The sequence below is a fragment of the Coleofasciculus chthonoplastes PCC 7420 genome, assembly GCF_000155555.1.
GTDB lineage: Bacteria > Cyanobacteriota > Cyanobacteriia > Cyanobacteriales > Coleofasciculaceae > Coleofasciculus > Coleofasciculus chthonoplastes_A.
Genome location: NZ_DS989854.1, coordinates 100,426 through 126,875, shown reverse-complemented (window position 1 = coordinate 126,875; position 26,450 = coordinate 100,426). Strand labels below are relative to the sequence as shown.

At 45.5% G+C, this 26,450-nt stretch carries 12 protein-coding genes; 3 read left to right on the top strand and 9 right to left on the bottom strand.

Annotation, left to right across the window (positions count from 1 at the left end; all coding sequences use genetic code 11):
- Window positions 1–5: 5 nt before the first annotated feature.
- Both MC7420_RS19685 and MC7420_RS19680 read left to right on the top strand, forming a co-directional pair.
- Window positions 6–1,580, top strand: coding sequence for an Eco57I restriction-modification methylase domain-containing protein (locus tag MC7420_RS19685; RefSeq protein ID WP_006102417.1), 1,575 nt, complete (start codon window positions 6–8; stop codon window positions 1,578–1,580).
- Window positions 1,581–1,723: 143 nt separating this feature from the next.
- A complete protein-coding gene (locus tag MC7420_RS19680) occupies window positions 1,724–2,425 on the top strand; it encodes a DUF928 domain-containing protein (RefSeq protein WP_006102470.1) in 702 nt (233 codons plus the stop codon).
- Window positions 2,426–2,679: 254 nt separating this feature from the next.
- On the opposite strand, the gene MC7420_RS19675 is transcribed toward MC7420_RS19680, so the two are convergent.
- From MC7420_RS19675 to MC7420_RS19635, 9 genes are all read right to left on the bottom strand, one after another.
- Window positions 2,680–5,343, bottom strand: coding sequence for a CHAT domain-containing protein (locus MC7420_RS19675; protein ID WP_232231741.1), 2,664 nt, complete (start codon window positions 5,341–5,343; stop codon window positions 2,680–2,682).
- A gap of 92 nt (window positions 5,344–5,435) precedes the next feature.
- Complete coding sequence (locus MC7420_RS19670; protein ID WP_006102571.1) at window positions 5,436–7,112, bottom strand: S-layer family protein; 1,677 nt, start codon at window positions 7,110–7,112, stop codon at window positions 5,436–5,438.
- Entirely contained in the window at window positions 7,103–8,200 is a 1,098-nt protein-coding gene (locus MC7420_RS43870) for a filamentous hemagglutinin N-terminal domain-containing protein (protein ID WP_157453241.1), read from the bottom strand. Before MC7420_RS43870 ends, MC7420_RS19670 begins: the two co-directional genes overlap by 10 nt.
- 214 nt (window positions 8,201–8,414) lie before the next feature.
- A complete protein-coding gene (locus tag MC7420_RS19660; protein WP_006102548.1) occupies window positions 8,415–9,032 on the bottom strand; it encodes a calcium-binding protein in 618 nt (205 codons plus the stop codon).
- A gap of 20 nt (window positions 9,033–9,052) precedes the next feature.
- Entirely contained in the window at window positions 9,053–11,191 is a 2,139-nt protein-coding gene (locus MC7420_RS35470; RefSeq protein WP_052307512.1) for a matrixin family metalloprotease, read from the bottom strand.
- A gap of 667 nt (window positions 11,192–11,858) precedes the next feature.
- Complete coding sequence (locus MC7420_RS19650) at window positions 11,859–19,604, bottom strand: two-partner secretion domain-containing protein (protein WP_157453239.1); 7,746 nt, start codon at window positions 19,602–19,604, stop codon at window positions 11,859–11,861.
- A gap of 285 nt (window positions 19,605–19,889) precedes the next feature.
- On the bottom strand, window positions 19,890–23,369 hold the full coding sequence (locus MC7420_RS19645; RefSeq protein ID WP_157453238.1) for a hypothetical protein: 3,480 nt from the start codon (window positions 23,367–23,369) through the stop codon (window positions 19,890–19,892).
- 524 nt (window positions 23,370–23,893) lie between these two features.
- Complete coding sequence (locus tag MC7420_RS19640; protein WP_006102500.1) at window positions 23,894–25,426, bottom strand: helix-turn-helix domain-containing protein; 1,533 nt, start codon at window positions 25,424–25,426, stop codon at window positions 23,894–23,896.
- Complete coding sequence (locus tag MC7420_RS19635; RefSeq protein WP_006102520.1) at window positions 25,410–25,700, bottom strand: hypothetical protein; 291 nt, start codon at window positions 25,698–25,700, stop codon at window positions 25,410–25,412. The genes MC7420_RS19640 and MC7420_RS19635 overlap by 17 nt, the downstream gene beginning before the upstream one ends.
- Before the next feature lie 334 nt (window positions 25,701–26,034).
- Between MC7420_RS19635 and MC7420_RS35465 the strand changes: the two genes are divergently transcribed.
- Window positions 26,035–26,415, top strand: a complete 381-nt coding sequence (locus tag MC7420_RS35465; RefSeq protein ID WP_006102451.1) for a helix-turn-helix domain-containing protein — start codon at window positions 26,035–26,037, stop codon at window positions 26,413–26,415.
- Window positions 26,416–26,450 lie beyond the last annotated feature (35 nt).

The following is a 26,450-nucleotide window of genomic DNA, read 5'->3' as shown; positions in this document are numbered from 1 at the left end:
AAGCTTTGAGAAAAACAAATTTTGAAAGAAGACGCTTATCACTGCAATGTCAACTAGACCAGAAAAAAACTCACAAAGAACGTAATAAATTAGGGCAATTTGCGACACCTAGTTTACTTGCTAAAAGCATAGTTGAACATTCTATATCTCTCCTTGGTGAACAAACAGACATTCATTTTTTAGATCCGGCTTTTGGAACAGGAGCTTTTTTCTCTGCCTTGCTAAATATGGAAAGAGCAGGAAACCTCGTCAGGGCGCAAGGGTTTGAAATTGACCCATGTTACGCAGAAAGTGTCAGAGAGTTATGGAGAGATACATCCCTGAACTTGGATATTCTAGACTTCACTCGCCTATCTCCACCCAATCAACAGTCTGAACGCTATAACTTGATTATTTGTAATCCTCCTTACATCCGCCATCATTATATGAGTCGTGAGGAGAAGATTAGACTACAAGAACTAACTCTTAAAACCTGCGAGATGCGGATGAGCGGACTAGCGGGTTTATACTGCTATTTCTTATGTCTTGCTCACTCCTGGATGATGAAAGGAGGAATTGCTGGTTGGCTTATCCCCAGTGAATTTATGGATGTTAATTATGGTAAAGCTATCAAAAATTATCTACTCAAAAAAGTAACGCTTATACAAATTCATCGATTTGATTCGGAAGATGTCAAGTTTGATGACGCTTTGGTGTCATCTGCTATAGTTTGGATAAAAAACACAATTCCACCGCCAAATCATCAAGTTTTATTCACTTTGGGAGATTCGTTATCCTCACCAAGTTCATCAAAATGGGTTAATTCATCAATTTTGATGACTGAAGAAAAATGGACTCGATTTCCATCCTTGAATATTCGTCATAATTCAGATAATTTTTGTTTGGCAGATATATTTGAGATAAAACGTGGAATAGCAACTGGAGACAATGCTTTTTTTATTCTTACTGAAAAACAGGTCAAAGAGCATAAACTCCCAACTGAGTTTCTCAAACCAATTATACCTAGTCCCAGATATCTGTATACAGATGAGATCCAAGCAGACGATGAGGGTATGCCGTTATTAGAACGTCGCCTTTTTCTTTTAGACTGCAACCTTCCTGAAGAAGAGGTGCAAAAAAAATATCCTAACTTATGGAAATATCTAAACTTTGGAAAAGGGACTGTATCAGAGCGTTACTTATGTCGTCATCGGAAGATTTGGTATTCACAGGAAAGACGATATACCGCACCAATTATTTGTAGTTATATGGGCAGAAATAGAAGTGAAACTGGTCGTGCATTCAGATTTATTTTAAACCATTCAAACGCTATAGCCTCCAATGTTTATCTACTTCTATATCCCCACAAAAAAATAGCACAGTATCTCGCCTTAGAGCCTTCTAGAATCCGCAAAATCTGGGAAATACTGAATTCTCTTAACCCTACTTCTATCTTGGAAGAAGGAAGAGTATATGGAGGAGGCTTACATAAGATTGAACCCAAAGAATTGGGTAAAGTAGATGCAACAAGCGTTATTGATGCTCTCCCTGCAATAGCTAAACCTACCAAGGTAGTACAGTACAGCCTGTTTGAAAGCTGATTGTCAATGTTAAGATGGATTAAAAGTTACACTTTGTTTGGTAATATTTCATCGAATTGATATTAAAAATTATGCGGCTACGACTCTCTGTTCAATCCTTATCATCTCGTTTATCAGTAAGTCTGATATCAACCTTGATATTCATGCCAGTTGCTGAAGCTTTTCCTCCTAATCACAGTTTATCAACACCTGTGATGATGGCTTCAGAATCAGGCAATGAAGATGGTGATTGGGGCGAACCGCATACGGGAAGTCAAACAGGAACAGGACAGAGAAATGACTGTCCTGATGTGAGTGGTTCTCTAACAGCACTGATGCCTAAAACCAACTGGGGAAAAACGGTTTCTCAATCCCCAACGTTTTGGTTTTATGTACCTTACTCTTCAGAACAGATTGCCGTTGGCAAATTTGTGCTACAAGATGAACAGGGCATTAATCAGATTGAACCGATTCAATTTATCCTCCCTGAAACACCTGGCTTTGTCAGTTTTACTCTACCTGAAACGGCTCCTATACTAGAGGTTGGACTTGATTATTATTGGGCATTTGAACTTTACTGCCATCCTAAAAGTCGTACTCCTATCTATGTTGAGGGCTGGATACAACGGGGTATTGCCAATAGCAATATGGGGAATCAAGGTGATGTTGAAGCTAACCAAATTTATCAAGTTTATTGGGAAAACAGGATTTGGTTTGATGTGGTTAATGAGTTAACTCAACAGCGGTTAAAGCAACCTACGGATAAGGCTTTAGAAGCTGAATGGCTCAGATTATTACAAGATGCTGGACTAGACACTGAGCAACTGCCAACCGAACCTATTTTGGGAACAGTCGTTATAGAATAAACCTGCATATAGCAGTTCCCAAGTGCATGAGGTACACCAAAATGTGGGAGCGAATGTAGGGGCTTTCATGCTTGCGCCCTCACCCCATGTACCTCATCCGATGAGAAACGCTATAGTAATTAAAATAGGGCTTTGTTTGTAGTGAGAACTTTAGTTCTCGCTCCGCCAGCGCGAAAAGAGGGCTGAAGCCCTCACTACGTACCAAATCTATCGCACCATTTTAGCTGAGTCATGCCAATTTACACTCTAGATAACTAAAGCCAATTTCCCACTAATATATAGGGTGACCAATAGTAGGGACGTTCCCAATTTTTCAATTGTTCAGCACCTGCTTTCCATAAATTAATTTGCGCTCGACGCAAAGCTTCAGCTCGACTACTCTCAGGATTTTGTAAGAGTTGTCGATAGAATTCTTCCATAACCGTAGCCGCCGATGCGTCATCCACAGTCCAGAGTGTGGCGAGAGTGCTTCTTGCGCCTGCTCGAACCGTCAATCCGGCTAATCCTAATGTGGCTCGATTATCTCCGGTTGCTGTCTGACAAGCACTCAATACTAAAAGTTCAATAATGCTGCCTTCAATATCACTGCTTCTCAAGAGATTATCTAAGTCTTCGGCAAAGAGTGGATCATCTGATAACGCAATAAATGTTCTTGAGAAATCAGAGCTAAAAACCCCGTGACTGGCAAGGTGTAGGATGGAAAAGTTATCATCTTGCAGTTGATGTTCTAGATTCGCTTTTGTGAATGTTTCATTGAATAAAACCTTTACCTTCGTAGGTAGAGATTGAATAGCGTTCAGCTCTTTTTGTACATTTTTGAGTGGGGATAAGTTACTCTCTTGAAAGGGATGCTCCAGGGCTTCAGTTGAGCCTGCTGTCAAGATTTTGGGCGGGTGGGTTAGGGGTTTAGGTTCAATCAACTGCAAACTGGGTGCCACTGCACTGGCGTACCGTTCCAGTAAATATCTTTGCCGCTGGCTATCCCACAAAGCAGACATTGGGATGTTTCTTAATCCGCCATCTAACACAAAGACTAAGGTTTTGATGGGGCTATCTTCCAGTTTGGTATTCGCTTCTAAAATGGATTCAAAGGGACGAATTAATAGGTCATAAAGCTGACTCATATCCTGTTGAACCGAACGCCAACTTCTAGGTACGGGAAGATGAGCATAGAGTCGATTGATCATCGATTCAATGTCTGATTTGGGGAGTTGCACACGATGAGGCTGGAGGGGCTGGTTCGGTAACTGAAGAATAACCTCCAAGCGATCATCCAGAATAATCGGATATAAAATGGCGGCATTTGGGTCAATGAGGTGTTGGCTAATCTGAACAGGATCAATATTACAACCTAGATAATTCTCTAATTCAGCTAACTGCAAAGAATCAATGAGTTCAATCGCTTTGCTCAAATTCTTTTGGGTGGGATGAGGAGATGTCAGCAGTAAATCGACAAACTGTCGGTAAAGTGGCTCAACGTTATCTCTGAAGGAAAACTGAACATCGGAGTCGATGAAGAGTAGGTCTTTACGAACCTGTTCTAGTGTCTTAACTGCCTGATCATAGGTACGAATCGCATCAATTTCCTGGTTCTGTTCCTTGAGAATGCGACCGAGTTGCCACTCCCAACGATAGCGAATATCGGGAGCTTGAATTTCTTCTGAGAGAATAATGGCTTGATTGGTAATGGTTTTGCTATTATCCCATTGCTGAGTCTGTTCGTACAAATGTCCCAATTGTCCCAGCGCGAGAGATTTTGCCCGACGATCTTGAAGTTGGTCAGCCTGTTGAATAGTATGGGTTAATCGTTGAGCTAGAGTTGACAGAAGTTCAGCACTTTGGGTATCAGGAGATTTCCGTATTATGTGCAGCTTGATCAGGCTATTGACGGCGTTGAGCTGAACTTCAATTCCTGAGCGGCTGAGGGGGAGTTCGGCAAATTGAGATTGCAGCGTGTTCCATAATTCCCAAACATCATTCCACTGACTCGGTGGTGAATTTTCTATGCTTTTGATCGTGACAAGCAAACTGAGTAAGTTGGCATTTGCCTGAACACGGGGCAATAGAGAGGCGGCTAACGTTGCTGCTTTTTGGTAATAGTCTAGGGCGGCAGTTTTGTGTTCATCGGCTTCATCGAGGTTAAGGGCTACTGCTCGTTCCCACTGGGCACGCTCTGTATTGCCTAAATCTAAAAGAATTGAGCTTTGAGTTGAATTGGGCGGGTTTGGAGATAAGTAAGGGGTAAGTTCTTGATTAGCGATCGCGAAACTCTGGTTTAATACCTTTTGGGACTCTTCTAAATTCCCAACTCGGCGAAAGGCATTACCCAGAGATTGCAGTGCGATCGCCTGAAGTTTTGGATCAGTCTGTTCCTGGGTTGTGCTTTGAACCTGTTTCAGGATTTTCTCAGCAGCAATACTAAAACCCAAAGATTGCAGTGCTTTGGCTTGATTAATTTGGCTACCGATGATTCCAGGAAAATGGTTAGCTGATTGGTAAGCAAGTGTGGCTTCTTTCCAGGCTTGCAGCGCTGCTTCCGATTGTCCCTGTCTCCAGGTGAGCCATCCTTGAGCATTTAGCGCTTTGGCGTAGTATTCCCAGTCAATGACTGAGCGGGAATCTGGAGTTTGCTGGTTAAAAAAATTCAGGCTTTGATTGAGAGTGGCTTCAGCTTCCTGCCATTGACCGAGATGTTGATAGGCTAGGGACAGGTTACTGAGGATAAAGGCTTGATGTAACCGATCATCTAAAAGAATATAGGCATTGAGAGCATTTTGCCAACTCGCGATCGCGTCTGTAAATCGTTCAGCTTGAAACTGTTCAATACCCGTTTTGAGCAGAGTTTGGGCTGATGGAGATTGAGAAATATTGGCAGGTGGGGATTCAGTCGCTTGAACTGGGGATAGGAGAGAATCCACAGATAGGTTCAACACAGTGATGCAACCGATGAGCGCCCAAAGCATCAGGGCGATTAATTTTCTGGTTTGTCTTCTGATCACCACAACCCCCTTCATCGCGACTGACAATTAAATCCGGTTGAAGTTGAGGGACTGTTTGCGTACAAAATAACCTCTCCTCGCTCATTCACGTACCACCCTTGGGCTTCCACAATCACCTTAGGCGCAGTGGTTTCCTCTAACTGCTCCGCTCTAGAGATTGCGGGCTGTACATCTTCCCACCCCACACTACTACTAATCGGGTCAGAGGGATTAGGAGGAATGCCTCCCCGTTCTGTATTGACAAAACGCCCTGTGCCATCCATACCCGGTTGACATCCTTGAGTTAAGGGTGGACTTTCGGTGTCAGTTGGCAGTTCCACAGCCCCCTGTACTGGGTCAATTTCTAAATCATCAATAGTAATCGCTCCATCGGTGCCAAACTCAGAACTGGCACTAATGTCGTTAGTGTCGTTACTTCTTAGTGCGTCAAAAGAACCAGATTGTTCTTCCAAACCAAAGATGCGGTGGGCTGAAATTTGAATATTGCCCCCATTTCCTTCAACAGCGGTGGCGATAATATCACTATTTGCAGAGGAATTGGCGATGATAAAGCCATCTTCGGCGTTGATGTTTATATTTCCTCCATTAGCCTGGGTATTGGCTTGAGCCGCAATAAGACTACCATCCTGAATAAATAGGAACTCAACCCTGTCTAAGTTAATATTGGCAGCTTCTTGTTCCCTACCTGCATTTACTCCTGTTTCAGCACTAATGGTTCCTGAATTGAGGTCAATGCGATGGGCATCAATGTTTATATTGCCAGCTTGTCCTTGGGGGCTGCTGACTGTGACGATTGAACCATCTTCAACCATTAACTGCTTGGTTTCCACCGTTAAGTTTCCGGCAATACCACCAGCTGAAGCCTGAACTGATAGGACACCTGAATTGCGAATTTGCAGCGATTCTGTGGCATTGACGGTAAGGTTTCCAGCCCTTCCGGGTTGAGGTAAATCTAAAGTTGCTGCTCCCACCCGCCCATTATCAATCAGTAGTTCTTTGGTGTTAATGGTTAGGTTACTAGCATCTCCGAGTCCGATGGTATCAGCAGTAATTGTTGCACCATCCGTGACTGTCACTTGCTCCGCGTTTAAAAATAATTCACCTGCATTACCTAGTCCCACGGAGGCACTTCCCACACCCCCTTTCCCCTGCAACCACACTTGGTTAGCATTGATTGTTAATCGACCTCCATTTCCTCCTGTGCTGTCCAGTCTTGCCACTGTTGCAACTCCAGCTCCATCCTGAGTAATTAACTGTTTAGTATTTAGGGTTAGATTTCCTGCATCTCCAGGTCCTTCAGTTGTTGTTGCTATACCGACACTTAACAGACTCAGCTCTTGAATTGTTGCGGGATTTGGGTTTACAGGAAATGATCCGGGTTCGTTGCCAATTAGCTTGATAAACTCAGAGGCATTAACTGTTAAATTTCCCCCTTGACCACTACTATTAACAAGGGCTCCAGTAGAAATTCCTGTCTCGGACTCTAATTTATATTGGTCATTTTGAATAATCAATTTACTCGTATTAACGGTAAGGTGTCCCGCGTTGCCAGCCCCATCTGTATTAGCCGTCAAAGCTGAACGATTGAACAAATTTACCGAATCAGAGACATTGACAGTTAGGTTTCCGCCCTGACCTTTTCCAATCCCGGATGTAAACGTAGCAAATCGTGTGTTAGTCAAGGACATTGACCTAGCCGTGAGATTGATGTCACCCCCCTTGTTCGGATTAGCTGTATCGCTGAGGATGAAACTATCAACCAGATGAATTGTATCGTTGGCAATGAAAGTGATAAGGCAAGGAATACATCTCCATTCGCTCGGATTATAGGGTCATTAGGACTATACAAATCCCCCAAACTTTCATCTAATTTTTTAATCCGAAAACTCCCCCCACTCCAGTAATGAGCGTCTCCTCTCACAGGATTGGCACTTTGCAAGACCATCTCCCCACCGGAAAATAGCCCACTATCTGGATGATTCAAGGCAACAATATCAACATTTTGATTGCCATGAATTAGCAAATCACCCTGAGCTTGAGCAATAAAACTATTGACTACACTATCTCTTATCCGCACCGTATCTTGGGCAACTATTTTCAAGTCATTTCCTGCATATAAATTACCTCGTAAGTCTAAATCGTTCGCCGCTAAGGTTAAATTATGACCAACGGCTAAACGAGTTGCATTTGCAGTGATTATCTTTCCTCTTTCTATAGAAGATTGAGGTGGGGGATTTGCTCCATACTGCAACCCTGGAGTCAGATTAATCGTCAACAGTGGCGCTGACTCTGGATTCGTCGCACTAAATTCAACCCCATTATCAAATACCAAACGATTCGCCGTACTCGCCACAAAGGAACCCCGAATATCCAACTGAGCATTTTCTCCAAAAATAATCCCATTCGGATTCAGGAAAAACAGATTCGCCCCCCCATTAATTCCCAACGTCCCTAAAATAGCCGAAGGGTCATTCCCCGTTACCCGACTAAAAATACTTTCAATTCCTACCGGATTCGCAAAATAAGCTTCTTGTCCCTCACTAACATTAAACGCCTCAAAACTATGGAAGAGATTACTACCGCGAATCGCGCCCCCTTCGATTAACTCCCGAACCTCATTCACCCTCGTAATGCGAGACGACTCAGCCCCCAGGGTATGATCAGGAAGGATTTGAGCCGAAGCTTTTTGTCGCCCAAGATTCAACCAACAACCCAGTGATAGAAACGGAAAAAGGACGAACCAGAGAAGCGATTTCAGATTGGTAGTGCCCGTCATAGCTGCTGTGTTTTCCCGAAACATGACATCAGAAGCCCTAAGAAAAGCTTATGCAATAGTTATAAGCTTAGGCACAAACTTTTCGCAACTCTTCGATTTCTCGTAATAAAACGTTACAGCATCAGAATTTCATGATCAAACTCATCAACAGGAGGAGTTGGGTGATCAAGGCATCTCCCAACTCCTGATAACCGCTAGATGATAGGCTCTGAGGTCAAACAACAACGCTAAAATCGGTGTAGTTTAACGTTGGTATGTTAGAAAGTCGAGCGATTTGTATTTGGCTAGAATCTCCGGTTCCATCGGAATCGAAGAACAAGCTACCATTAGTTTGGTCGTAGACAAAGCGATCGCTAGCTTGTAAAGCCGCTGCACCAAGGGTAAACTGATTGGCTTGCAATTCGCCCAGAATTAGTCCACTACCAAAACCGCTAGCAGAGACTTGGATTGTATCCCCCTGGTTTTGAGCAAAGTCTACAATCCAATCCATCCCTTCATTGACTGAACCGAATAGGAAGTTATCTGCACCTAATCCACCAACCAAAATATCGTCGCCCTTGCCACCAATTAGCGTGTCATTGCCGTTTACACCATTCCTGGTGCTATCACCGTAGAGGATATCATCACCGCTGTTGCCATTAAGTTGATCATTCCCTTGATTCCCCACAAGGACATTATTGGCGCTGTTGCCCAGGATATCATTGTTGAGTTCATTACCATATCCTGAGATAGAATAGCTACCTGTCAATCTCAAATTTTCTACATTGACACCTAGAGTGTAGGTTAAGGATGAATCAACCTGATCTACTCCTTGATTGAAGGATTCAACCACGCGATCGCCTACGTTATCAACTATATAGCAATCCTAAATTGATTGTGGCAATTTTCAAAACTGAAACCCTTGCTATACCTTGATTTCAAGCCGTCTACTTGTTGCATCCTATTTAGGATTGCTATATAGCGATCATTGCCGCTACCCCCATACATGGAATCGGAGCCAGTACCCCCATTGAGATAATCATTATCCCCATCCCCTGTAAGAGTATCGTTGCCACTATAGCCATAGAGATAATCATCACCAGCACTACCTCGGATATAGTTAGCCAAGTTGTTGCCACGAATGCTGTTGTTTAGTGCATTACCATAGCCACGAGAAGCCTTACCCGTAAGACTTAGGTTTTCCAGATGATCACCAAGAGTGTAGTTGATAGAGGAAGAAACTTGATCGGTTCCGTGATTAGAATATTCGACTATGCGATCGCCTACGTTATCAACTACATAGCGATCATTGCCGCTACCCCCAGACATCCGATCAGAGCCAGTACCCCCATTGAGATAATCATTGCCGCTACCCCCATACATCCGATCAGAGCCAGTACCTCCATTGAGATAATCATTATCCCCATCCCCTTTGAGAGTATCGTTGCCACCATAGCCATAGAGACGATCATCACCAGCACTACCTCGGATATAGTTAGCCAAGTTGTTGCCACGAATGCGGTTGTTTAGTGCATTCCCATAGCCACGAGAAGCCTTACCCGTAAGACTTAGGTTTTCCAGATGATCACCAAGAGTGTAGTTGATGGAGGAAGAAACTTGATCGGTTCCCCGATTAGAATATTCGACTATGCGATCGCCTACGTTATCAACCACATAGCGATCATTGCCGCTACCCCCAGACATCGAATCGGAGCCAGTACCCCCATGGAGATAGTCATTACCATAACTCCCGACGAGAGTATCATTATATCGTCCACCGTAGAGAGAGTCATTGCCTAAACCACCATGGAGGTAGTCGCTGCCAGAAAAGAAAGAGAAACGACTGCTAGAATCCCCATAGAGGCGATCATTTCCTGAACCCCCGTCAAGGCGATCGCTACCTGAACCACCGTAGAGTCTGTCATTTCCTGAACCCCCGTCAAGGCGATCGCTACCTGAACCACCGTAGAGTCTGTCATTTCCGGCATCTCCATACAAGGTATCGTTGTTAGAGTTACCCTTAATGTCGTCGTCGCCTCTTCCGCCTCGCAGAACGTTGGCAGAACTATTACCTATGATTTTGTCATCGCTTGAACTACCGACAACATTCTCAATCCTCGCCCCATACGCAATTGTTGTTCCACGAGGAGAAGTCTTGTGTGTCTCCCAATCCTTTCTATCCTTACTATTGTCTTGAGCCTTGTACGTTCTCTGGTTATATTCATCCTGATAGGTGATGATGCCGCCTTGATTTATGTCAATGTGATAGCCATTGCGGCTATAGCCAAGTTTAGACAAATTAAACGTGTCAACTCCTGCACTATCCCAAACAGCTAACTTCATCGGTTTGTTACTTCGTCCACGGTGACGAGAACCATCCCAATAGCTGTTAACACTGCTAAACTTATAGGTTGTATTGCCTGAATTAAATGACCGGGCGCCATAGAGATACTGAACAGCTCTGATGTCATAGGGCATGGGGGTAGCCGCATAACTGCCAACATCGTTGTAGCTCATCACCGTATTGGTATTGTTGTCCTGAGAATAGGACAGAAAAGGAGATTTACCCTTTTTATCACCGTTATAGTTACCTGGATGTTTGAGTCCTAAAGCATGTCCTATTTCGTGAATAGCAACATCAAGAAACCTTGCTCCTATTCCATTCTCTGATTGTTTGCCAAGCTTGATATTGACATGGTTAAGTTTATCGCTTCCCCAGGAAAAAGGATTCCACCATTTTCTGTTATACTTGTAGCTAGCTAATCCCCCTTTGCCACTCTCACCCGAAAAGCGGAGATTGCCTCCTTTGTCAACTCGATGAAAGTCAATATTTGCAACATATTTCCATTGATTGATAGCTTCTCTCACCATACATATTTCATACCTGTCTAGGGCGTGACTCCCTACTTCCTGAATACTGTAAGTCAGAGTTACTGGCTTACCTACGCGACCCCAATAACTTCCTTTCAGCAGCGCATCAATGCTATTAATGCCCGACCGTTTGACACCCATAATTGCTATTCCTTATTCAGCGCATTACATGAATCATAGACAGCCAGAATCAAGCTTCTTTAACCCACCTAATTTCCTGTGGGATTTGAAGCTTATTTCTCGCTCTAAGTATTTATAGGGCAGCTAGATCGGTTTTTCGCAATTTAGCTAAAAAAAATTTGATGGTTGTTCGGTAAAGATACAAAATTGTCTCTACTGCAATGAACAGAAGACGATTCCAGGTTATTCAGAGGCGTTTCAACAGACACGATCAAATCCAAGTCAATGGTAGTAAACTATATCTATCCCGATCCTTCCCGATCCTTCCCAATCCTTCTTAAGCTGTTTGGCATTTACACTTTAATGTTAATAATGCCGAAATCCTTGTAGTGCGAGCATCTTGCTCGCTACCCATTCCAAATTTAAATGCATAACAGATACTATTCCAATTTGAATAATTTTACCTAATTTAAAGCTCATGATGATTTATAGCAACCGCCACAACGGTTAGGACACTAGGCATGGCTCAAGACAATACATGGCATTCATCTTAATGTCCTAATGACCCTGGCGACTGCTATAATTTAGAATCGCTATAGTTGTTTTGTTGTAACAAGGTTTTTGGATTTCAGCCATTTGTCAGTCTTGCTTGTGTAGCAGCGATTTTAATCGCCGTGGCAAAAGGGGGTTACTGACAAGTAAATACCCTTGAAGTTGAGGGTCTATTGGCGTACAAGATAACCTCTCCTCGCTCATTCACGTACCATCCTTGGGCTTCCACAATCACCTTGGGTGCAGTGGTTTCCTCCGACTGCTGTTCTTCAAAGGTTGCGGGCTGTATATCTTCCCACCCCACACTACTACTAATCGGGTCAGAGGGACTGGGAGGAATTCCTCCCCGTTCTGTATTGACAAAACGCCCTCTGCCATCCTCACCCGGTTGACATCCTTGAGTTAGAGGTGGACTTTCGGTGTCAGTTGGCAGTTCCACAGCCCCCTGTACGGGGTCAATTCCTAAATCATCAATCACGACTTCCCCATCAACACCAATTTCTGAACTGGCTGTAATGTCACTCAAGGGGGTCAAATTCTCTCTGAATTCTAATCCGATAACGCGATTTGTGGTGATATTAATCTGTCCACCTTTACCAGAAAAGGCATTGGCGGTGATATCGCTATCCTCTTCTGGAATACCTGTGATGAAATCAGCGTTGATGATAATATTACCCCCATCACCCCCAGCTTGGTCAGTGCCTGCGGTGGTGGAGATTTTACTACCGTGGCGTAATAGTAGCAAGTTGTCGATGCCCAGGGTAATGTTTCCACCCTGATTGCTGGTGGTTTCAGCCGAAATGGTAGACCCATTATCCAGGGAAAGGGAACTCCCATCAAGTTGGATATTACCCCCTTCTCCACTCCCCTGGCTATTGACAGCAATGGTTGCGCTATTGTCCAAGGTTAGGGTTCTGGAGTTGCTAAAAATACTACCCCCATTTCCTGTAGAACCTCGCATAGTGTTGGCAAACAGTCCACTATCTTTTCCGGTGAGGGTAATCGTATCGTTGATTTCCAGGATGATATCTCCAGCATCGTTAGTCGCTGCAGTGGTGGTACTCAGTTGTCCTCGGTTTGTGGCTTCTAAGGTATCAGCAGTAACTTGAATCCTCCCCCCTTTCCCGCCAGAGGTAGCGGCTGTTATTTGTGCGCCATCTCGCACTTGCAATTGTTGGGTTTGAAGGGTTAAGTCTCCTGCATCTCCAGCACCACGAGTTTCAGTAAAAATGCCACTGGGGACTTCACCATTTGCTGAAGTGCCGATTACATTAACGGAATTGGTAGCTTTAATGGTTACATCTCCACTAGCACCTTCGTTGACGGTTGCTGCACCAATTCGGGAACCGTTAAAAATGTTAAGTTGGTTGGTGGTTATTTCGATATCTCCAGCATCACCGGATGCATTAATCACGGTATCAGCGGATATGAGGGAACCATCGGTGAGCGTAATTTGACCAGCGTCTACAATTAAGTTTCCTCCATCACCGGAACTTAAGGTGGCTGTCGCTATACCCGCGTTACGTTGCAATGTAATCGATTCACTCACATTAAGTCTTAATTCTCCCCCATTTCCGGTACTGTTTTGCAGGGTTGAGGTGCTGATTCCGGCTCTATCTTGAATGGTTAATTGCCCCGTATTAATGGTTAAATTGCCAGCATTACCGCTACCTTCAATGGTGGTTGCGACACCCGTCAAAGTTTCAGCGGCAAAAGCCACACTTCCAACTTGGTTGATGTCAGGAATAAAGGTTCCCGGTTGGTTGCCAATCAGTTCAACAGATTCTGATGCATTAATGGTTAAATTTCCACCTGCACCGCTGCTACCCTGTGCTGTGCCAGTATTTATTCCTGTGGCTTGATTTGTTTCAGATCGGGTATTTTTGACGATGAATCGTTGAGTATTAACAGTTACGTCACCAGCATCACCGTTCTCAATTGCTCTTGTCCGTACTAGGCTACCATTGAGCAATTCTACAAATTCATCGGTATTGATATTAATAGTTCCGCCTTCTCCTGAACCCAAGGTAGAAGCGGATAGGATGGTTCTGTCGGTAAAGGAAACGGACTCAGCTTGAATATTAATGTCGCCAGCTTTACCTAAACCACTGGTACTACTACGGATAAAACCATTAGCTGAAGCGATTCTTCCCTGACTGGTTAGTGTAATATTACCGCTGGCTATATCTACCCCACGAGCGTCAAGAGTATCAAAGGTAATATTACCTTGAGCAGAAAGGTTTATCGCACCGCCAGCACCCAAGGAAAATGTACTCAGAGTACCTGCGGTAGTATCGATAGAACCGTTAGTGCTGGTAAGTTTTATTGCACCACTGGGGTTAAATATATCTTGGCTGGTAATGTCTCCTATGGCGTTTACATTTAGGCTGCCAGAGACTGAAGAGTTGATTAAATTAATATCATTACTATCGTTAATGATTACCGTTCGACCACCGTTTATACCAAGACGATTTAAATCATTATTTTGATTCAGAATAATATCGCTATTACCCGCATTGAATGTAGTTAAACCTGTCAGGTTTAAGGGTTCAGTTTGGGTAATCGCCCCGCCAGAGGTAATCGTAAAATCACCGGATACATTAGAGGCGGCTAATTGAGTATTGGCTAAGGTGTTGAGTAGGGTAACGTTGCCAGTCCCCTTAGTGGTAAAGCGGATATCTCCAGTGAGTTGGTTATTATTGGTGAGGGTAATTGGGGCATCTGCTTGTAACGTGGTAAAGTCGGATGTGCCTGTGACGATAAGGTTTCCATTTTGGGTAATACCACTATCAGAAATCAGAGTTAAGTTACCTGTAGCCGTGGAATTGAGTAGATTAGTTGTGCCATTGTCACGGATAGAAATATCTTGACCTGTAAACGCGAGATTACCAAATTGATTGTTTGAGTCATTGAGGGTAATATTGCCGTTTTCGGCATTGAATGTAGCTGTACCGCTAACACCTAACGAACCACTTTGAATAATTCCAGGCGTTCCCGATTCTACGATAGTTGTAGGTGCATCGGTGGTGAATCGTAGCGTACCGCCAAAATTATTGGTTGAGTCAGTCAGGATGATGGCAGGATTTTCATAGACACTTCCAGGAATAAATTGCAAAGCACTGGCTAGGCTATTTACAGTTAAGTTACCAGAGAAGGTTTCACCCTCTAGGTTAATTGTGCCTACCTCGGTAATAATTACATCGCCATTAGGAAGGTTGAGTCGAGGAATAATGCTACCGTTAGTCTCTAAATTGGGATTACTTGCTGGATTGAGGATAGTCGTTTCTCCGGCTACTTGTAATCGTTCTCCTGGTAGTTGGGAAATGCTACCCCCAGAATCAAGGGTAAGATGTCCACCGATGAGAGAGTTACCGAGAACGGTGGCATTTTGATTGGTGAGGATGACATTCCCGGCGTTGGGGAGAGTTGTGGTAAAACTGGCATCTCCAGCAACCGTTAATCCTCCGATTTGGCTGATGATTCCGCCAGAGTTGAGGGTTAAATTTCCGGTGGCGGTGGAGGTTAATAGGGTAGTGTCATTATTGGCGCTGATGGAGACATCATTCCCGGTGAAGCTGAGAGTGCCAAATTCATTGGCAGAGTCGGTGAGATTAATATTACCTGCATCTGCTCTAAATGTGGCTGTACCGACAACAATTTGAGTTCCGCTTTGAGTAATACCAGGAATCCCTGTCGTGCTAATCGCATCTTTGCTGGTTCTAAATCTTAATGTACCGCCAAAGGAGTTGGCTTGATTGAGGGTAATTGCTGGGTTGTCTAAGACGGCGTTAAAAGATAGAACAGCTTCGGGTAGGCTGTTAACGGTGAGGTTTCCGGTAACAGTATTAGTGGGTAGGTTAACAGTTCCGACTTGGGAAATGATTAAATCGCCATTCTGTTGGATGGGTGAGGAAGGAAGACCAATATTATTAATTAAAGGATTGCTGCTACCGCCGTTAACCGAGATGTTGCCAGAGACTTGCAGGGGTTCTCCGGGTACTTGGGAGATGGGGAAGGCTGAGTTGAGGCGGAAGTTACCGCCAATGATGGAGTAGCCGATGGTGGTGGGGTTGGTGTTGGTGACGCTGACGTTTCCGGCGTTGGCGAGGGTACTGGTGAAGGTGGCGTCACTGTTGATGGTAAGGATACCGTTACCGAGGATAGCTCCTGCTGAATTAACCGTGAGATTTTCGGCGTTGATATTGCCAAGAGTGACAGTACCAATGGCGTTATGGGTTAATCCTTCCCCTGTGTCTAATTGAATAGAGACATTGCCAAAACCAGTATTAATGGTAGTACCCGGTTGCATGGTAATTTCGGCTGCACCAGGTTCTCGTTCTAGATTGATAACTCCTGATGCTAGAGGTTGATTGGCAAACAGAGATAGGTTGCCGTTGTCGGTGGTGATATCGGCGTTGAGGAGAATATTTCGTCCGGCTTGTAAGGATAAGGAGCCTCCAATCCCTGTAGGATTATCAGTAATAATGATTTGGTTGACGGTAATATCGTTATTTGCTTGCAGGGTGACAGCCGTTCCGGTATCGGTGATGCTGGTAATGATGGAGGGAGTGAGGGTAATATTGCGATTTGGGAAGTAGCTGTGGGTGAGGGAGTTGGGGTTGGCGATGCCGATATCCACTCGTCCACCTCCAGTGGCTAAGGGGTTAGCTACCAGGTAATTGCCATTGCTCAAGGCTGTTATTTTACCAAATAGGTTATTACTAGAGATACGGCTAATTTCCGCCCCTGTAGTTCCATTAACTAGAATCACCGTCCCAGCATTGCTCACCCCCCCAATCTCTGCAAAGGGATTGCCGAAAACATAATTACCATTGCTCAAAGCTGTTATTTCATCAGAACCGAAACTATCGTTTAAGTTAGTACCAGAAATACGGCTAATTTCCGCCCCCGTGGTTCCATTGGCTAGAATCACTGTCCCAGCACCTTTCACCCCCCCAATCTCTGCACGGGAATTGCCGAAAACATAATTACCATTGCTCAAGGCTGTTATTTCATCAGAACCGAAACTATCGCCTAGGTGAGTACCAGAGATGCGGCTAATTTCCGCCCCCGTGGTTCCATTGGCTAGAATCACTGTCCCAGCACCTTTCACCCCCCCAATCTCTGCACCGGGATTGCCGAAAACATAATTACCATTGCTCAAGGCTGTTATTTCATCAGAACCGAAACTATCGCCTAGGTGAGTACCAGAAATACGTCTAATTTCCGCCCCCGTGGTTCCATTGGCTAGAATCACTGTCCCAGCAAAAAATACCCCCCCACTATCTGCACCGGAATTGCCGAAAACATAATTACCATTGCTCAAGGCTGTTATTTCACCATCGCCGAACTGTTCTATATTAGTACCAGAAATACGGTTAATTTCCACACCCGTAGTTCCATCAGCTAGAATCACTGTCCCAGCATGGCTCACCCCCCCAATCTCTGCACGGGAATTGCCGAAAACATAATTACCATTGCTCAAGGCTGTTATTTCACCCAAGCCGAAATTATCATCTAGGTTAGTACCAGAAATACGGTTAATTTCCGCCCCTGTGCTGCCATTAGCCAGAATCACTGTCCCAGCATTTTCCACCCCCCCAATCTCTGCATCGGGATTGCCAAAAACATAATTACCATTGCTCAAGGCTGTTATTTCACCCAAGCCGAAATTATCGTTTGGGTGAGTACCAGAGATACGGTTAATTTCCGCCCCTGTGCTGCCATTAGCCAGAATCACCGTCCCAGCATTTTCCACTCCCCCAATATCTGCATCAGGATTGCCGAAAACATAATTATTATTGCTTAAGGCTATTATTGCATCCAAGCCGAAAAAATCGTTTGGGTGAGTACCAGAGATACGGCTAATTTCCGCCCCTGTGCTGCCATTAGCCAGAATCACCGTCCCAGCATTTTCCACTCCCCCAATATCTGCATCAGGATTGCCGAAAACATAATTACCATTGCTTAAGGCTGTTACATCAACGTTGAAACTAGACCCTCCGAAACGATCCTCTGGGTTAGCACCATGAATACTTCCAAGAAGCGTCCCAGTAATCGAGTCGAATAGGTACACTACTCCGGCATCCTCTGCCATTAAATCATCGTATGGAGAACCCACAACAATGTTGTTATTTGCAAGTACCGCAGTCCTATACCCAAATTGATTTCCCAGCGCTGGATTGGGGTCAAATAATTGAAATGAGTTTCCAGTAACCGCTGTATCAATCGTAATATTCTTCGGGTCTAACAACAGCTCCCCCGCCACCCCATTCACCGCACTCGCATCTCCCAACCCACCAAAAACCAAACGCTCCTTACCCGACACCTCCAACACCCCACCATTTCCCCCCAACTCCCCACCTCGCGCCGTCAAACTGCCATAAAAATCGGTCTCCCCATCCGCCCAAACAATCACTTTCCCCCCATCCCCAACCGTCAACCCATCGGCTTGTAACGTCGTGCCATGATTCACCACAGTATATTCTGCATTCTCCGCCCCCACCGTATTTCCCTGATAATCTCCACCCACCAGAATCTCACCGCCACCCTGATTCCCACTGGCATTTACCTGTGTCCCCAACAGTTGCAACCTCTCCCCAAATAACTGAATCTCACCCCCGAACTCCCCTTGCGCCTGGAGATTCCCAGAAGTGGTTAACACCCGTCCCCCCTGAAACCTAATCCTCCCCGCCTTTTCATTCCCGGTTACAGTCGTCAACGCACTAGCGGTTTGAATCACCGTACCCTGATAATCCACCTGAATGGTTCCCCCATCCCCAGCACTTCCCGTCGCACTGAGAACCCCAGTATCCAGAAAATTACTAACCTTAATATTGAGACTACCGCCCCGTTCACCATCCGCCTGAATCTGTCCCCGATTTTCCAGAAAGGTACTGGTGAGATTAATTTCCCCCCCGGTAACGCCGCCGGAATCAATCACCCCATTAAGTAACTGAATCCGATTCCCTGTCATGTTAACTTCACCCCCAGTACCCAGAGGATTTGCAGCATTCACAGAACCTAAAATCGCCACAGTGCCAACATGAAAATCAATCGGGATATTGGCTTGAGTTAATCCCGCATTCTCCAGTAACGTCGCTAAACCTGACGCAGAAGACAAAACCTCACCTGTATCATTATCGAATAGCAAATCAACAGAGTTAACTTGCCCAGTCAAATCCAACTGAATTAAACTTTGGCTTGGCACAGCCGCAACACTAATCGTTCCTCCTGGTGCTGATAATTGCCCCACATTCAGCACCGTACCCCCCACCAGCGTCAAATTCTCCCCCTCTCCAACCACCAAATTCCCAGTATTCACCACTGCTGCTGGTTGCTGTTGTCCATACTGCAACCCCGGAGTGAGATTAATCGTCAACAGTGGCGCTGACTCTGGATTCGTTGCACTAAATTCAACCCCATTATCAAATACCAAACGATTCGCCGTACTCGCCACAAACGAACCCCGAATATCCAACTGAGCATTTTCTCCAAAAATAATCCCATTCGGATTCAGGAAAAACAGATTTGCCGCCCCATTAACCCCCAACGTCCCTAAAATAGCCGAAGGGTCATTCCCGGTTACCCGACTAAAAATACTTTCAATTCCTACCGGATTCGCAAAATAAGCTTCTTGTCCTTCACCAATATTAAACGCCTCAAAGCTATGGAAGAGATGGCTACCGCGAATCGCGCCCCCTTCAATCAGTTCTCGAATATCACTAACATTGGTGATGCGAGACGACTCAGCCCCCAGGGTATTGTCAGGAAGGATTTGAGCCGAAGCGTTGTACAACCCACCACTGAACCAACATCCCATCGACAGAAACGGAAACAGTCCTAACCAGAGAAACCCCTTTAGATTGGTAGTGCTTGCCATAGCTGCTGTGTTTTCCCAAAACATGACATCATAAATGAAGCTCTAAGAAAAGCTTCTACCCTAGTTGTAGGTTCAGGCACAAAGTTTTCGCAAAATGTAATGTTTTTTCTTCATCTTGTCCCGTCTTAGGTTGGTAGCCGTTATGTTTATCCGACTTGTTCAGCTTTCCCCTAATTACTCTTTAGCGATCGCGCCTGGGTTTTCCAGCAGAGAAGCTTGGAAATGTGCGCCAATGGCGCACAAACTCTCCCCACCAAAAAACGTCAGGTTCATCCTTGATAATCCTCACCCTCCGGTAATTTGAGCCAATTCCCTTAACTGAGGCTCAGGTAACGTTAACATCAACTTAGCCAGGATGGTAATTTGAGTCAAACCAGGTATCGCGTTCCACAGCCATTGGAAATCGCTGTGACTGTAAACCGACCCCGTAATTGCCATTGTTTCCAATATCTCATCAGGCGAATCAGAGGTGACTAACGGCAGATACACAGTAGCCAACCATCGAAGTTCTTCTTCTTGCTCCGGTGCAGGCTGAATTTTACTCATTTTACTATTAGAGGAACCAATTAGCATTTTGAGTAAATCGCGGAAGCGGCTGATATGCTGCTGAGAATAGCCCGTGATTGCCGCGATCGCACGTTGGGTAATTTTCTCTCCTGTCTGTTTAAGCTGTTCCACAGCCGCCTTAATCGCCATCTCAACCCGTTCTGTTTTACTGGCAGCGTCTGGGGTAATACTGGATGCTAAAGTAAGGGTTACCGGGATATCTAAAGGATAATCTCCCAGAAAGTAGACCCGCAGATTTTGGTGAGGTCGTCTGTGCGCCCGCAATCGCCCAATAGCTTGATGAATATCAGCGAGTATACAACGCCGCACAAAGGCTCTAAACTCTGGGTCAGCCGAAACATTCATCTCCAAGTAGGGTGGTTCTGTTGAGGGTAACGAATTAGGTGGATGTCCAGACGAGGAAATTGATCCACTTTGGGCGTCACTTAGCGCTTCGACTTCGCTCAGCGCTAAAGATGAAAGTAACTTATTACCCCTCCCTACTCGAATCGGATACTTAACCTTAACCGTACCCGGTTGAGGCGTTCGTCCATACCTGAGTGTAAACTCAGCCTCCAGATGACTCAGACTCCGACAGGGAGTACCAACCAGAATCAGCGTTTGAGTCGATTCTAAATCATTGACACCACGAGATTCGACCCACCATCTTAAAGCACCGTCTGGGGCAAACGCCTTAAAGTCAATAACCTTAGCTGTAGGGTCTTTTTCCTGTATGGTCTTAATAATGGCATCAATACGCTGCTGTAAGCAGTTAGAGCGATCGCTATTTCCCAAACGTCCCAATGTCGCTACCTGAATCACCTCCAAGTTACTACGCGGGGTTACATCTTGCTTTAACGAAATAATCTCAGTAGGTGATACCCCCAGTAACTGGGCTAACTCCGTTAAATCACCCGTAGCATCTAAAAAGATATTCCCTTTGGCAGCTTTAGCAATCCTCACCAATCGGTCATCGGGTAATGTGATAGAAAGTACCCCATGAGCAATTCGCAAATGTCCGGCTGCTCCATTTAACACCGTCAGAAAAGGGACTAGCCACTGTAGGAGAAACTGTTCCCTGATGGTTTGGGCAACTGTGGCATCAAAGTTGGTACGATTATGGCGGACAGAAGCAGGTAACTTGGCAACATCAACTCCATGTTTTGCCTTAGGGTCTAACTTGCTTAAATCAGGTTTAATCGCTTGGGAGATGGTGTTATAGTCAAGGTCTTGGGGTAACTGAGGCAGCAATTCCAAAACACCAGTATGATTCCACCCGTAGCGAGATGGTGCAGGAATTTCGCCCGTCAGCAGCGCTCTTAAAGCCTGCAAGAGATCCCCTATTACAGAATAGACACCATCTTTTTTCGTCACTAAATGAACAATGAGTTGGTCTATGTCTTTCTGAGTGACTTCCAGAGTTCGCGTCGTTCGCAGTAAAGTTGACCATTCATCCCACAGTAACACCACCTTGGTATAGTCATACTCAGCCGGGTCAGGTAAACTTTCTGGATGGGCGCGGAATCGATTGGATTTGAGAGCTACTCGACGCTGATGTAAAAAGCCGAACTCATAACCTCTCTGACAAGCCTGTAGATGAGGACAGGTTTGACAGATTACGGCGTCCGCATCATCAATGTTTAAGGCGCGTAGAGCATTAATCGTTTGGTTGCGGGAGCAGTTGCTCTGAATGCGGGGTAACTCGTCAGATTTGGCGCGACGCTTGCGTCCAAAAGAGTCTATGGTTAAGCCATTATGACGCGCTTCTAGGTCAGTCCAACTTTTGAGAGTGGGGACAGTGGGATTGCGGTGTTCTGAGCTTAAGAATAGGATGCGCCGAGAGTTAAACAATGGGTTGTTGGTGAGTCCGCAATCATAGCTTTTACCTGTACCCGTAGCCGATGAATCACAGATAAACTGGACTCCTTGGTTTAGGGTACGACTCCAAGCATCCAATCGTTGACCGTCTTGGTAAGTGATAGTTCCTGTTGGGGTAGATGGTGTTGGTTCAGTTTCAACGGTTTCAACAGGGGCAAACCCGTAACGGGAGCGTCGTTGGCTGAGTTGAGCCAGACGGTTTTTCAGTTTGGGGAACCATCCGAGTAAGTCTTTAAATCCATGGAGTTTGATGTGGGGTTGGCGGACGAGTAGTTCAAATTGGGCGACGGTGATATATTGAATTTCATCAGAGCGTCCAGCGATGAGCAGGTCGTCAATATCTAAATGTTCTTCTTTGCTTGTTTGACCCCACCAAGCGACTCGTAGCTGATAACCCCATTGTTGCACGAGTTTAAAGGTGGTTCGATAGTGTCGCAGGACGTGGGAATTGTGAATCGCCCCGGCGTCGGGGTAGAAATCAATGGTCTTGGTATTGAGTTGAGTAGATAAGATATCGAGGGATTCTTTAAATTGTTGGGGTGAGGAAGCAAAGTTACCCCCAGCCGCACCGAGACAAGGTTGACCTAAGCGGGTGGCTACGATGTAAGGTTTGGGGTTAACACCTTCAGTTATGCCAATGCTGGAGCGCTGGATGTCACCTAGGGGACGCCACACGGCGATGGGGAGTTCACCGTTGGGTAGGTGAGCCGTGGGTCCATTGGGACGAAATCTCGAACGGCTGGTGGGCCACTTATATTTATGTTCGGTGGCGTTGTCGAAGCGAATTTGAAAGCCGATAATCCGCTCAAATACGTCAAAAATTGGGCAACCTATTCCCGGTTTGGAGACAGTGAGTTGGCGACCCCACAGGTCTATACCGGCTAATTTGGGGTTAATGTAGATAACGTCTTGATAGGGAGCGATAGTGAAGTAGCAGGCGTGGTCAATTTCTGTGTCAGATAGACCCCGCTGTTGTTGTAAATGTTGGCGGTGAGCGCGGGAGAGTCCGACTTGTTGGGACAGTTTACGGATAGCGCGATCGCGTTGTTCGATTGGGAGTAAGCGATCGCATCGAGCGGCTTCTTCTTGAAGTCGTTTCCCTCGTTGTGCTGCTCTTTGTCGGCGTAATTGTTCCCACTCATCAGAGTTGCGTTCTTCTCCATCATCAACAGCCCACAGGAAAAAACCCAATATGTCCTCGCCGACACATTTGTAACCGGGTGCAGTGGTTACATCGTGGCGGCAGTGAATTAAATTGTTTTGCAGGTTTTCCCGACAGTCGGACCGGGAGCCGTTACAGACTGGGCAGTTTCTTTTCAGGTAACGCCATGTAGATGCCATTATCTCACACTCTTCTTTTGTCAGTTACCCATACCCATCACCCTGGCAAAGTGGGACGGGATATGGTTTTTGGGGGTTGACTTAGAGTAGCAACTTGGTTTTTTGCACTGTTGTAACCTTCGGTGGATCAAAACTGATCAGTATGATCAGGCTTGTAACCTTGTCTGAAATGCTTGATATGGCAAGGTTTCAAAAAAAAAGCGTCGCACTTAGTGGAACGTAGTGTCGTACTCAGTGGAATGTAGTGTCGCACTCAGTGGAAGATATTCAGCTACTAAAAACGCCTGAAATCCCTGTACAATAATGGTTACAAGCTTGTAACCCTGTCCAAAATTGGGCAGCCCGATATAGTCGCGGGAGGGCATTCCGAGACTTAAAACGGACAGGGAGCGAGTGTAAGACCTTAACTGAGGCGGTTCGCGACGAACTGTCAACCCCCCAAAAGCGACCTTCTCTAAAAAGGTGGCGTGGTGAGGATGTCAATGTCAGGAATCACTGATGTAGAATCGGCAATTGCGACTCATTTATGGCAGATCGAGGATTTTTTGCAGCGCTACTTGGTCATCCTCTTTAATTCTTCGCCGTTCGCTTTCAACCAGTTTTACCCAACTGGTACTCTTCCCGATTAAGGACGCCAAATGAGCCTGTGTCCAGTGTTTGGATTGGCGAGCTTGTTTGAGTTGTGCCCCTGTTAGGTTGGTTGAATGGGTGCAGGGTTTAAAATGTAACTGTTCAGGTGGAGGAGTATTGGTCTGATTAGGTTTTTGAACGCTTATAGACTTACGCTTGTCAGAAGCCTTTTTAGCTGTCCTTGTTCTCTGATGTTTCAACTGTTTAAGTGCCGCCTCAATCCGGGTTGGGGCAGTAATCGTGAGTACACAGTTGAGCCAGTTTGTGAAGAACCCATCGGGCATCCGGTTGTTTTTAGGAGCGGTTGCTACTGGATCTATCTGTACATCGTTTTCATCGGGTAAACTAGCCCAGCTTGGTCGTAATGCTTCCGGAAATGAGGGGTCAAACTGAATTCTAAACTGAATTTCTGTGAGAGACTCCAGAAGGCGATAGACTTGTTTAACGAAGCGTGAACGTTTGCGCCTGTCCCTACCAATAGCCTCTATCTCTTGAGCAGACATCACCGCTGATAGCAATGACCGAATGCTGTACTTACCACTTGGGTGAGCGCGGCGGTTTTGGATCAGGTAAAGCGCTAGGGCAGCGGCTAACTTTTGCCGATTAGGGTCAAGGTTAAAGACAGCTTTATCGATGAATCCATATTGGTAGAGCGCTTTACTCTCCCGTTGCCCTTCTTTATTCAGGAAGTTGCGGGTCCAAGGTCCAGCTTGGACGCAGATGGCGGCTTCAAACAGTTCCTCTGGATTCCCGAATATGGTGTTTTGATAGTATTCTTTGACGCTGACTATCCAGAAAGGGGAGCGTTCGATAATCGTCAGATTAAGGTTGCCTTCCTGCCATTGGATTTTTACACCAAGGGTACCTAAGATACAGGCTAGGTCGGTAACAGCTTTGAGCTTCTGGGATTTTTTAAGCTTATTCCCCCGATGTAGGCGCAACATCTTGATCAAGTCACTCCCTAAGAGTGTAAATGAATCTTTCCAAGGTTCTTGCTGCTGGGCAGCATAAGTGGCGAATATGGCATGTAACCGTGCAGCATGGACGCCGTATTGCTCTAAAATTTCTGGTTCGGCAAAGCTAGTGATGAATCCCGGTTGATGTTTTTGCTGGTTCAGGATGAAAAATTCGATGTAACGTCCCTTGCCAAACTGTCGTTGGAAGTAAAGGTGACCAGGGCTGTATTCATGCCACTCCGGAGTTTTGAGAAATGCCTGGGTGGCACTAATCACTGGTGCTCCAGTTGCCATCATCTCGATTGCCCTGTGTGTAAAAAGTGGTGGTTTGGTCTGAGGTTGGTCTGTCGGTTTCCGCAGCCGCTTATGGTTGTCTTGGGCTAGGGGTATCTCTAATCCGGAAATTTCTAGCTGTAATGCACCGGGTTGAGATTTTGTCACTCCTCTACTGTTATTATGTCCTGTTGACATTAATTTGTCCTCTTTCAAACCGTTGTTTGGCGAACCGAGCCTTGAGCGAGATGTGGAGCAGCGTGAATGGGTAGAGAATTGATGGACTACCATTGCCGTTCAAGGTAGAGGCGGTCTGATTGAGTTTGTTGTCATTTAATTCAGTCACATCCTCTTCGCCATAAATAGAGGAGTTGTAGGGATGGGGTTTCAAAAGCCGAGGATCGACTTGGGAAAATACAGCGGGTGGGTTTTCCAGAGCCACCTCAGTTGGTGAAGTCAGAGAGTTATCCATTGTTACCTATACGCAGGCAGTGAGCAAAAAGACACAGGGCTTTAGGGCAGGCGGCTCCAAGGAACGTTTTTACCCTCTGCCCTAGAGTCAGTGGCAGTCGGTATCTGATGGGAGAATCCATCGCACTAACTTGCGGGAGTCGGCTTTGATGCCTACAATTAGGTAGGTGTAGCCATCAAAACGCTGTGGATCTCATTCATTTGGAAGGAATGCTTCCATTTATGGAAGCAATGTTTCCAGATTAGTCGTGATTGGCACGTTTGCCAAGTCCTCAGTTCTTGTTAATTGGTGGTCGCTTGTTTTTGTTAGCAGTTGGATTAGTTGAAAGTTGGCGGTGGTGGAAGTTGCACACAAACCCGTTAATCAAGTGAGTCAAAATATGTTCGAGGGCAGACTAGCAGCTTTGCTGATTGAGCTGAGAGCAGGTCGCTCGTTCAGAGAGTTTGCCGGTTTAATTGGGACAACTCATACCAATGTCCGCCAGTGGGAGCAGGGAAGAGGTGAACCCCGCTTACGAGTGCTGACCAAAATTGCGGCTCTTAAAGGCTGGACACTCAATGAACTGCAAGCCTATTTGGAAGGCGAATCGTTACCTAAGAGCAGTAGTAGCGTTCAACAGCTTATATCAGAAGTACGGGGTCTTTCGTTCGAGGCGGCTGCTCAGGTAGCAGCTGTGGCTGTAGAAACGATGACGATTAAAGGAAACCAGGTTTAAGAACTCAGCCGATCAGTCAAATTTTGAAGTGGCAG